Source organism: Gemmatimonas sp. (genome assembly GCF_036405635.1).
In the GTDB taxonomy this organism is placed as follows: domain Bacteria; phylum Gemmatimonadota; class Gemmatimonadetes; order Gemmatimonadales; family Gemmatimonadaceae; genus Gemmatimonas.
This window is the reverse complement of the sequence record NZ_DASWXE010000023.1, coordinates 1-9625: the sequence shown is the minus strand read 5'-3', so window position 1 is coordinate 9625 and position 9625 is coordinate 1. Positions and strand designations below refer to the sequence as shown.

Genomic DNA, 9625 nt, shown 5'->3' with positions numbered 1-9625 from the left:
GTGCCGGGCGCGTAGCCACTGACCCACGTGGCTCCGTCCGGCTGTCCTCTCAGTAGGACACATGCGATGGTGTTCTTGGATAGATTGATCACAACGTGTTGCGGTGAAAGAGCTTGTCCGAGGCGACGGGGCTGGTCCGCTCCGTGCACCATGTCGCCTCGTCATCCACCTGGAGTGTCCCATATGAACACAGCCTTTGTTCGGCGCAGTTTTTCGGTTGCCGCTGTCCTGACCACGCTCGCCGCAGCGCCGCTGGCAATGCCTCTGGCCGCGCAGCAGACCTCGCCCATGACCGGTAACGGGGGGCGGGCGTCGCTGACGCCCTTTGCCGGATTCATGGTCAACGGCAATTGGTACGACGGGCCGGTAGGCACGAGCCTCAAGAACACCAACGGTCCCGTGTTCGGCGCCCAGGCCAGCTTTCCGCTGGCCAGCATGGTGTCGCTGGTGGGGAGCCTGGGCTACTCGTCGGGCGACCTGCGCATAGGGGCTCCGATCATCGGCGGTGTCAATGTGGGGTCGGCCAACACGTGGATGTACGATGCGGGCGTTGAGCTCGGTGGTCTTGGCGCGCGCACCGAAGGTTTGGCGCCGTTCGCCACGGTCGGCATCGGCGGCATGACGAACAACATCGAGGCGAGCATCCTCAATGTGCGGGCGACGAACGTTGCCTACACGCTTGGGGTAGGAATGGATATCGGCTTCACACCGGGCATGGCGCTGCGTCTGCAGGCCAAGGACTGGATCGGTCGATTCAACTCCGAAGATGCCATCGGTTTTCGCGTCAACGGAAATACCGCCCATAGCTTCGCGCTGACGGCAGGACTCAAGTTCACGTTCTGATCCCCGTCAGCGCTTCTGAGGCTGTAGATTCGCACTACGCCTTCCCTCAGAAGACTGGAATCGTGAATCAGAACTTGCCCATGATGTTCGTACGTCGTCGCCTGCTGGCGGCGGCGTCTGCCGCCATGATCTTCGCGCCCGCCTCCGCGACACTACTCGCGCAGGCGGGCGCTGCTGCGTCTGCCAACTCCCCGGCGGCTGACTCGGCCCGGTCCGCGGCCCGCGCCGCTGATCCGCTCCGTGGCTCGCCGTCGAGTATCACGCCGTCCGGGAACGAGGCGCGTTCGCAGCAGGATGCCTTCGAGCGCAGTCACCGCCTGGGTTTGCGCTTCTACAACGGCGGTGCGGACGCCACTTGTGAAGTGGCGTTGGGGCGCATCTGCTATTGGAACAACAACGGTGACGTCCCGCCGCCGGCTGAGCGTACAGACGCCAAGCTGGAACGTGAAGGCCTGCTCGAGGTGCTGGCCAAGGCGCAGCGCGAAAACCCGAAGGACGATTGGGTCAACGGCATGCGCGTGCGTTATGCCGTTGAGGGGGGGCAGGGTGAGCTCGCACTCGAGGCGGCGCGCGCCTGCGGCGGTACCGACTGGTGGTGTGCGGCGTTGCAGGGATTGGCGTTGCACAACCTCAACCGCCATGCCGACGCGACGGCCGCCTTTGCCAAGGCGCTGGCCGCCATGCCGGAAGCGCAGCGTTGCGCGTGGAACGATCTCACGCTCTGGCTCGACCCGGCCATGCAGGCCAACTACAAGGCCTTGGGGTGCTCGGGCCGTGCGACGGAAAACGCGCGGGTGTTCCGCCTTGGGCAGCCGCTGTGGATGTTGTCCGGCAACGACCTGCAGAACGAGTGGTACTCGCGCTTCACCATCTCACGCGTGCACTCACTCGGACGCCTGCCGTACGACATGCAATGGGGCGATGACCTGCTGGAATCACAGCTCCGCTATGGCTGGCCCACGGCATGGTCGGTGCAGAATGGTGGCGCGGCCGATCCGCGTCCGCCGCAGGTGGTGGGACACGAACCCACGCCCAGCTACGACTTCATGCCGGCACCGTCGGCCATCGGCAACCCGACGCAGGCGACCAATCAGGACTGGGAGCCCATGCGCAAGAAGGCGCGTATGCGCTATTCCACGCGCTACGGCGCTGGGTATGGCGCTCTGCCATATCAGTTCGCGCGTTTCCGGCGTGGTGGTGACACCACCATTCTCGCCGGCGGCTATCGCCTGATGCGCGATCTCGAGATGGGACGTGCACCGTATACGGCCGGCCTCACGCTCGACGCGTTCGATGGTCGCGCTCCACTGCAGGCGGTGAAGGACAGCGCGTCGGCCAATGGTGCGCTGCTCGTGCCGTTCTCGAGCACCATGCTGGCCAGTGTCGAAGTGATCGCCCCCGTGGGCAAGCGCGTCGCTCGTGCACGCAACACGGTGTCGCCACTGCCACGCGAAACACGTCTCTCGGACTATCTGCTGCTGCAGCGCGGTGATCCGTCGCCGGCGCCCTCCCTGGAGCGGAACGCCGCTCAGGCCTACGGCTCCACCGAAATCGAGGGCGGGACCACCATCGGCATTTACTGGGAGATGTACCGCGACGCGAGTCCGTCGGCGCCGCTGCAGGTCTCACTCCGTGCCACGCGATTGGGTGCGAGCTTCTTCCAGCGACTCGGCAGTTCCATCGGCTTGTCCAAGGCCCTCACGCCGGTGTCGATCAAGTACAACGACAACGGCCGGCCGGATGGCGGAGCGGGGCGCAGTCTGACGCTCAACTTCCCATCGGTGCCGTCGGGTGACTATCAGCTCACCCTGATGGTGAGTGGCGCGGGAATTACTGACAGCACCACGCAGGTTGTGCGAGTGAAGAGCGGGAACAAGTAGGTCTCCGCCCGTGGTTGGCCGCCGGAAGCGCAACGGCGTTGGCTCCTACCTACTACGTAACACCTACCGCCTGGAACCGAGCCCCCTACAACCTGTTTCAGGTCGTAGGGGGCTCGGTTTTAGGCCGTAAGCCGCAGGTTGTAGGTTGACCGAGCTTTGGGCGTGCGCTTGGTCTTGGGAAACCGACCCCTGTAAAACCAAACGCGGGCCCGAGACGTATCTCGGGGCCCGCATTTGGTTTTCTGCCACCGTGGAGGGGGCGATTGTATTCGAAACTGATTCAGTGCTTCGGTGACTTGATAATGACCATACCAACCGGCGTGCCGTAATCGTCGTTGCCTACCGGCAGGCCCGGCGGGGCAACCCACTTGCCGCCGTCTGACCGCACGATGATACGATGCATGCCAGGCGCGAGCTTGAGCTCGGCGCGCCAGCGGCCGTTGGTGTGGCGGCGCATCTGCGTGACCGTCCATGACGTCGCATCGCCCATCAGCTCCACCGACTCAGCACGAGGTGCATCGATAAGCAGCACCACTCGCAGGGTGTCGGTCTCCTCGTGATCGCGCTCGAGGGCTCCCTGTTCGATGGAGATGGAATCGACAGTGCCCAGCGTACGGGTCTCGAAGGCCAGAATGCCGCCAGGCGTGGCATCATTGTCTCCGCCGGGGAGGCGCGAGATACGGATGCCGAGCGCAACGACCGGCGAGAAGCTCCGATTGGTGCGACCTGCCTGCTGCACGACCTGATCACGCAGGGCGTTGGGGCCGACTGTTGCAGCATTGCTGGCGGCGGCCCCGACCAGAGAGAGCCATCCGGTCACCGGCTGTACCACCGCGAGCGACGCCACCGTCGGGATTGGCTGTGCGGTCGGCGCCAGCACATCACTGCTGATCCAGGTCGCCACCGGCGCTGACACAGACAACAGCCAGGTGGTGCTGCCCGTGGCAAACCCTGCTGACGCCATGCCGGTTGCCAGGTCGCGCCGTTGCATGGTGCGCAGGGAGCGCGAGCTGAGAACCCGCGAACCGCTGGTGGGCATGCCGGGCAAGCTTGGCTCATCGACGACGATGGTCTGCGTCGTGACGCGTGTGGCGCGCTCGAGTGACATGCCGATGGAGAACTCCACACCGGCGTAGTTGCTCATGATACCGGCTTCGGCGCGCCCGACCTGACCGATGTCGATGCGGCGCGAAACGGTGGTGTCGGCGGCGCGGTTGTCCACGCCACCGGAGGCCTGCGACCCTGGCAGGTTGGACATCAAGCCTGCGCCAGGGTTTCCGTTGCCACCAGCATATCCGTAGCTGATGGCACTCCAGACCCGCTGCTCGCCCATGCGAGCTCGCGCACGAACGGCCACCATGCCCTGCGACTGCGCATCGTTGCCGGCGGCTTCACGGAAACGCCAGTTGCCGCTGCCCAGTGCCGCAAAATGCACGCGGCCGAGCCGGCCAATGGGCTGCGTAGCGCCAAGCCAGAGATCGTTGCGCTGGGCGAGCGGGCCGCCGCTGCCATCAGGCACGGCGGCGATGCCCAGCACGGAAAGCGTTGGGGCTTCGGTGACTGGACCGATGGTGGCAGCCGGCGCGATGGGCGCCTCACCACGGGACTGCGCTTCGGCAGTATCAGCCAGCGATACGCTGGCAAACGCTGCGGACAGCGCGCATGGCACGGCCCACCCGCTGCTCTTCAGGGAGCGGCGGCGCGACGCGCGGGAGGAGCGGCGTGCGGGCGTCACGAGTCTGGGGGCCGGACCGGTTTCCGATCAGTCGTCGTGGGTGCAGACAATCCCGGGGAACCGGGAATTGTCCCTCGAACATAGCGATTGAGCGCGTCGAGGGCCATCCCCGGGCCGCGCTGTGCGTTCTTGGCAACGGCCATCTGGAGGCCGAGCAGGGCTTCGTCGGACCGGGGCAACTTGGCGATACTGGTGACCGCCTCCCGGGCCGTACCCGTGGGCACGCCGCTCCGGGCCAGGTCGGTCAGCACCACCAGGGCGGTCACCGCCGAACCGGGCGTGCGTGTGGCGCGCACGGCTGTCACCGTCCGGGCATCGTAGCCGGCGCGCAGTGCCTCCGCGCCGGCCACGAGTTCGTCGGAAGTCGAGCCCGCACCAAGGGCGACCTTGGCTTCGTTGAGGGCCGCGGTCAGTTCCCGCACCACCTTCACGATGCGATCGCCCGTCATGCGTCGCGCCGAGCCCTCGAGGGCGCGGTTGATCAGTGGCCTTGTGGGCAACCCCAGCTCAACGGCGTCTTCGAACAGCCCACGCAGCGTATTGGCGGTCACCGAATCGAAGCGAGCCGCGTCGAACTGGATCTGCTGGCGCTGTTGAGCTGACGGGAGTGCCTGATCGTCCGGCGCCATCCGCTGCTGCGAGGATGTGGCGGACTGCGCGAACATCACACCGGCCGCCGGGGAGGCGGACGCGAGCTGTGCGAGCAGCAGCCAGGCGGCGCCGGTCAGGGTCATCAGTCTTCGCCGTCGACGATCACGGCATTGGCAGGGCCAAAGCCGGCATCAGGAACCTGAGGGGCGAGGGCGTCGACCAGCCACTCGCGACCATCGACCACGAACGCGTACGTATAACGCCCCGGGCTCAGCGGCACGCGCACGGACCAGGTACCGTCGCGGCCGCGCTTGGCCATGGGGGTCTTGGTTTCGTCCCAGCCATTGAAGTCGCCGACGATGGCCACTGCGTTGGCGGTGCTTGGCAACGTGAGATCGAACCGGATCTCGCCGTCGCCCTCATCACGCGTGGAGCCCGTGGGCTGCGCCGCCGCACCAGCGGCAAAGGCGCTGTCCGCCTCGTGCTGGGTCTTTTCGCCACGCCACGGGCGCATGACACCAACGACCAGCGTGGCGGCTGCTGCTGCGCCCCACCACCACTGCGGGCGGAACGTACGGCCAACGGACCGCGACACCGGCGCGGCAGCTCCGGAAGCGCCGGCACGAGCCAGTACGGCGGCGGCGCACTGCTGGACCTGGGCAAGCGGCGGCGTGGGCAGCGCGCGATAGGACGCGCGCAACCGGGTCATGACCTCGGCGTCACTGAAGTCCGGCTCGTCTGTGGGACGCCCGAACGGGAATTCGATGGGATCAGCCATGCAGCACCATACGGTGGATCACGTCGAGGGTTCCCCCGGCGACCGCATCGAGCCCGGCGGTATGTCCTCGATCGAACGGCCGAGTAGCGCACGCAGCCGTTCGCTGCCTCGCTTGACTCGCATTTTCAGTGCCGATTCGCCCGCGCCCGTCATGGCCGACATCTCCGAGTACTCCAACCCCTCGGCATACTTGAGCAACAACGCCTCGCGCTGCGCCGGGTCGAGCTGGCCAAGCGCGCGAATGAGTGCCGCGTCCTCCACGCTCGTCGCCGGCCCAGGCGGAGCCGCCGGGGCCGTTTCCAGAGCGATGTCGTCCTGCACGAACCGTCGGGTACGACGGCCGCGGGAAGTGAGCGCGTTGCGGCACTGATTGGTCAGAATTCGAAAGAGCCAGCCACGAAATTGGTCGCGCTCATCATATCGCGCGATCGCCAGATAGGCCCGGAGAAAAGACTCCTGGACCACATCCTCCGCATCCGCCCGCTCTCCCAGCATGTGGTAAGCAAACCGCCAGCATGCGTCGTAGTAACGCGATACCAGGGTCCCGAACGCCTCCGGATCCCCGGTGCGCGTCCGGACGACCAACTCGGCGTCAGTCATCACAGACACAACATCACCAACGCGCGTTCCGTCACTCTTGGCTCAGGGTACCGGATTCGGTCCGGGCACGAAACGAAACGGCCACGGCCGTGATACCGGCCTCATCCCCGGTACTGTGCCATCACAATGACCAACGACAACGACACGAACAGCGCGGTCGCCAGGCGATTCACCCCGCCCATGCGGCGGAGCAGGTTGGTGCCCTCGGCGGGAGGCAATTGCTGCACGGACACAAAATGCGATGCCGCCCGGGCCCGGCGAAACAGCAGCCAGTTGGCGGTGCCGCCGGCCGCGATGGCCGACGACAGGTGCACGGCCAGATTCATCATCAACAACCACTCGTTCTCCGGCTTCCGCAGGGCTTCGACCGTAAGAGCCGTATCCGAACGCGTCAGGAGCCGGAACACGAGGTTGGGCACCAGAAAGAAGACCGCGAACGGGAGGTACAGCTTGCGGTAGAGAAACCACATCGGCAACGCCAATGCCGCGCTCCAGTTCCACGTGGGCACAAACGACGGGTCCTCGAGGAACGGCGCCAGCTTGCGCTTGTACACGCGCTCCCACTTTGCCCCGAAGTAGGTGGCCATGCGTTCATCGGAGAGCAGGGGCTCCTGACTCGTCGGGCGCTGCGCCCAGCGGGGCAGATCCGGGGAGGACCGATCGTCGGGCCGGTTGTCCGGTGTGGGACTGGTCAACGGCTTCCACCCTCGACAGACGCCGGCTGCTGCTGTGAGAGGCAATGCAGCGTGCCCAGTCCCCACACGAGGTCGACGGCGTGAATGCCGATCACGTCGTGGTCCGGTAACACCTCGGCCAGCGTGTTCAGTGCCACCCGATCGTTGCGGTCGTTGAAGGTCGGCACGATGCACACCCCATTGCCGATGTAGAAGTTGGCATAGCTGGCCGGCAGGCGCATGCCATCCATGATCACCGCGCGCGGAAACGGGAGTGTGATCACGTCGAGCTTTTTGCCGCGTGCATCACGGGCCTGCTTGAGACGGTTCAGATTCTCGAGCGAACGCGCATGGTTTTCGTCCGACGTGTCTTCTTCATGGGCCAGCACGACCACACCAGGCGCCACGAAGCGCGCGATGTCGTCGATATGTCCGTGGGTGTCGTCGCCGACACAGCCCTCGCCCAGCCAGATCGTTTGCGAGATGCCGAGATACTCGGCGAACGCTCGCTCGTAATCGTCACGTGTGAAGCCCGGATTGCGCACCTGCACATCGGACAGCAGCCACTCTTCCGTCACCAGCATCGTGCCCAGTCCATCGGTCTCGATGCCGCCGCCTTCGAGAATGAGCGGCTCGCCGTTGTCATGACGTCGTGCTTCGATGCGCGGAAGTTCGGCGATCTCCGCCATGCGCGCGGGCACATGGGCGTCGAGCGCCGAGTTGTCGTACTTGGCCCAGGCGTTGAAGCCCCACTGCACCAGCGCGATGCTGCCATCGGGGCGCATGACGCCTGTCGCACCAGAATCGCGTAGCCACACGCGATCGGTGGGCTGCAGGTGCAGGCGATAGCCGGACGGATCGACACCATGCAGCGCGAGACACTGCTGCGCACTCTCCATCACGCTTTCGTCGTGACACAGAATGTCCACGCGCTCATACGGCGCGAGCGCGCGTACGATTTCCGTGTACACCCACGGGATGGGCGCAAACTTTCCGGGCCAGTCCGGTTCGTGATTGGGCCAGCCGATCCACGTGGCATCGTGCCGCTCCCATTCCGCGGGCATGCGGAGGGGAGGCACGACACCGCTGCCATGATTGCGTGATGCGGCGAGGCTCGCCGTGATGGCTGCGTTGGCCGCCGTGATGGCGGCATTCGCAGCGATGACCGGAGCAACGACCACGTCAGGAACCCCGCGGTGAAGAACCCAGCCAGCGCTGCGTGATCGGGCCGTACGCATCGATGCGGCGATCGCGCAGGAACGGCCAGTTGCGACGCGTTTCTTCGATCAACCCCAGGTCACACGTGGCGGTCAGGATCTCCGGCTCGGTGCCCCCCTGTGCGAGATAGCGGCCGAACGGATCGCAGATGAACGACTGCCCGAAGAACTCGAGACCGTCCGTGCCGGGCTCCGGCTCGAAGCCCACCCGATTGGGCGCCGCCACGAACACGCCGTTGGCGATGGCATGGGCGCGCTGCGCCGTGCGCCACGCATCCACCTGCGCGTCGCCGAACGTGGGCTTCTCACCCGGGTGCCAGCCGATGGCTGTCGGATAGAACAGGATCTGCGCACCCAGCAGCGACGTGATGCGCGCGCCTTCCGGATACCACTGATCCCAGCAAATCAGTACGCCGATGTCGGCGTACTTCGTGCGCCAGACGCGGAAGCCGTTGTAGCCGGGATGCTGTTCATTGCGCTGGTCACCCGTCACGTCGCCCGGCGCGAAGTAGTACTTCTCCTCGAACAGCGGGTCATGCGGGATGTGCATCTTGCGATAGGTGCCGAGGATGGCACCATCGGCATCGATGACCGTCGCCGAATTGCGGTACAGCCCCGGTGCTTCGCGCTCGTAGAACGGCACCACGATGACGACCGCGAGTTCCTTGGCGAGGGCCTGGAACGTGTGCACGATCGGACCGTCCACCGGTTCGGCGATATCAAATCGCTCGGGGCGGACCGTCTTGCAGAAGTAGGGCGCGTTGAAGAGTTCCTGCAGGCAGATGATCTGCGCGCCACGGGCGGCCGCGTCGCGCACACGCGCCACGGCCCGGGTGACATTGCTCGCAAGATCATCGGACGCCGTGTCCTGCACGATTCCGATAGTGACGATGTTGGCCATGCCGGAAAGCTCACAAGTGGGGAAGCCGAGGGCAACGTACGCCCGGCGCAAGATCCTGAGGTGCACACGCAGCCGCGCGTCATACCCCGGTGGCCGGGGCACGTGTCATTTCGTGGACTTGCTGACTGACCTGGAAACGGATTTCGACGGCGCCTTGGTCGAACGCCGCTCGGCGGGCTTGGCTGGCGATGCGCCGGCAATCTCGACGAGTGGTGCTGACGAGGGTGCGTCGAGCATGGGCTCGAGATAGGCAATCAGGATACGGCGCAGGTCGTCGAACAGCGCCTTTTTTTCTGCGGCGACGGCCCGCGCCCGTCGAGCCAGGATACTCTGCCCGATCGTGGCGGCGATGAGAGCGGCGCGGCGACGCTCCCGCGTTCCCAGCCGTGGATTGCGGGCAGCAAAC

General features: G+C 65.8%; 10 protein-coding genes. 2 read left to right on the top strand and 8 right to left on the bottom strand.

Translation table 11 applies throughout. The annotated features are described in order from the left end of the window. Nucleotides 1-183: 183 nt before the first annotated feature. Both VGE27_RS01175 and VGE27_RS01170 read left to right on the top strand, forming a co-directional pair. Entirely contained in the window at nt 184-843 is a 660-nt protein-coding gene (locus VGE27_RS01175) for an outer membrane beta-barrel protein (protein ID WP_331047795.1), read from the top strand. A gap of 80 nt (nt 844-923) precedes the next feature. Continuing rightward, nucleotides 924-2723: a hypothetical protein gene (locus VGE27_RS01170; RefSeq protein WP_331047794.1), complete on the top strand. Its 1800-nt coding sequence runs from the start codon at nt 924-926 to the stop codon at nt 2721-2723. A 280-nt stretch (nt 2724-3003) separates the two neighbouring features. Here VGE27_RS01170 and VGE27_RS01165 read toward each other — a convergent pair whose 3' ends face one another. From VGE27_RS01165 to VGE27_RS01130, 8 genes are all read right to left on the bottom strand, one after another. Next, nucleotides 3004-4458: a glycogen-binding domain-containing protein gene (locus VGE27_RS01165; RefSeq protein WP_331047793.1), complete on the bottom strand. Its 1455-nt coding sequence runs from the start codon at nt 4456-4458 to the stop codon at nt 3004-3006. Next, the gene (locus VGE27_RS01160; protein WP_331047792.1) at nt 4455-5192 is read right to left on the bottom strand and encodes a hypothetical protein; all 738 of its coding nucleotides are present in this window, start codon (nt 5190-5192) and stop codon (nt 4455-4457) included. Before VGE27_RS01160 ends, VGE27_RS01165 begins: the two co-directional genes overlap by 4 nt. Then, nucleotides 5192-5827: an isoamylase early set domain-containing protein gene (locus tag VGE27_RS01155; protein WP_331047791.1), complete on the bottom strand. Its 636-nt coding sequence runs from the start codon at nt 5825-5827 to the stop codon at nt 5192-5194. Before VGE27_RS01155 ends, VGE27_RS01160 begins: the two co-directional genes overlap by 1 nt. 18 nt (nt 5828-5845) lie before the next feature. Beyond that, a complete protein-coding gene (locus tag VGE27_RS01150) occupies nt 5846-6427 on the bottom strand; it encodes an RNA polymerase sigma factor (RefSeq protein ID WP_331047790.1) in 582 nt (193 codons plus the stop codon). A gap of 101 nt (nt 6428-6528) precedes the next feature. Then, the gene (locus VGE27_RS01145) at nt 6529-7122 is read right to left on the bottom strand and encodes a DUF2628 domain-containing protein (protein WP_331047789.1); all 594 of its coding nucleotides are present in this window, start codon (nt 7120-7122) and stop codon (nt 6529-6531) included. Continuing rightward, nucleotides 7119-8282: an agmatine deiminase family protein gene (locus VGE27_RS01140; protein ID WP_331047788.1), complete on the bottom strand. Its 1164-nt coding sequence runs from the start codon at nt 8280-8282 to the stop codon at nt 7119-7121. The genes VGE27_RS01145 and VGE27_RS01140 overlap by 4 nt, the downstream gene beginning before the upstream one ends. 1 nt (nt 8283) lies before the next feature. Then, entirely contained in the window at nt 8284-9219 is a 936-nt protein-coding gene (locus VGE27_RS01135; RefSeq protein ID WP_331047787.1) for a carbon-nitrogen hydrolase, read from the bottom strand. Between the two features lie 105 nt (nt 9220-9324). Further along, on the bottom strand, nt 9325-9625 hold a 301-nt coding region (locus VGE27_RS01130; RefSeq protein ID WP_331047786.1), incomplete at its 5' end, for a hypothetical protein.

What these genes read in the sequence shown, in the direction of transcription:
- VGE27_RS01170 (WP_331047794.1), top strand. Translation starts at nt 924, where the DNA reads ATGATGTTCGTACGTCGTCGCCTGCTGGCGGCGGCGTCTGCCGCCATG.
- VGE27_RS01155 (WP_331047791.1), bottom strand. Translation starts at nt 5,827, where the DNA reads ATGGCTGATCCCATCGAATTCCCGTTCGGGCGTCCCACAGACGAGCCG.
- VGE27_RS01175 (WP_331047795.1), top strand. Translation starts at nt 184, where the DNA reads ATGAACACAGCCTTTGTTCGGCGCAGTTTTTCGGTTGCCGCTGTCCTG.
- VGE27_RS01160 (WP_331047792.1), bottom strand. Translation starts at nt 5,192, where the DNA reads ATGACCCTGACCGGCGCCGCCTGGCTGCTGCTCGCACAGCTCGCGTCC.
- VGE27_RS01135 (WP_331047787.1), bottom strand. Translation starts at nt 9,219, where the DNA reads ATGGCCAACATCGTCACTATCGGAATCGTGCAGGACACGGCGTCCGAT.
- VGE27_RS01150 (WP_331047790.1), bottom strand. Translation starts at nt 6,427, where the DNA reads ATGACTGACGCCGAGTTGGTCGTCCGGACGCGCACCGGGGATCCGGAG.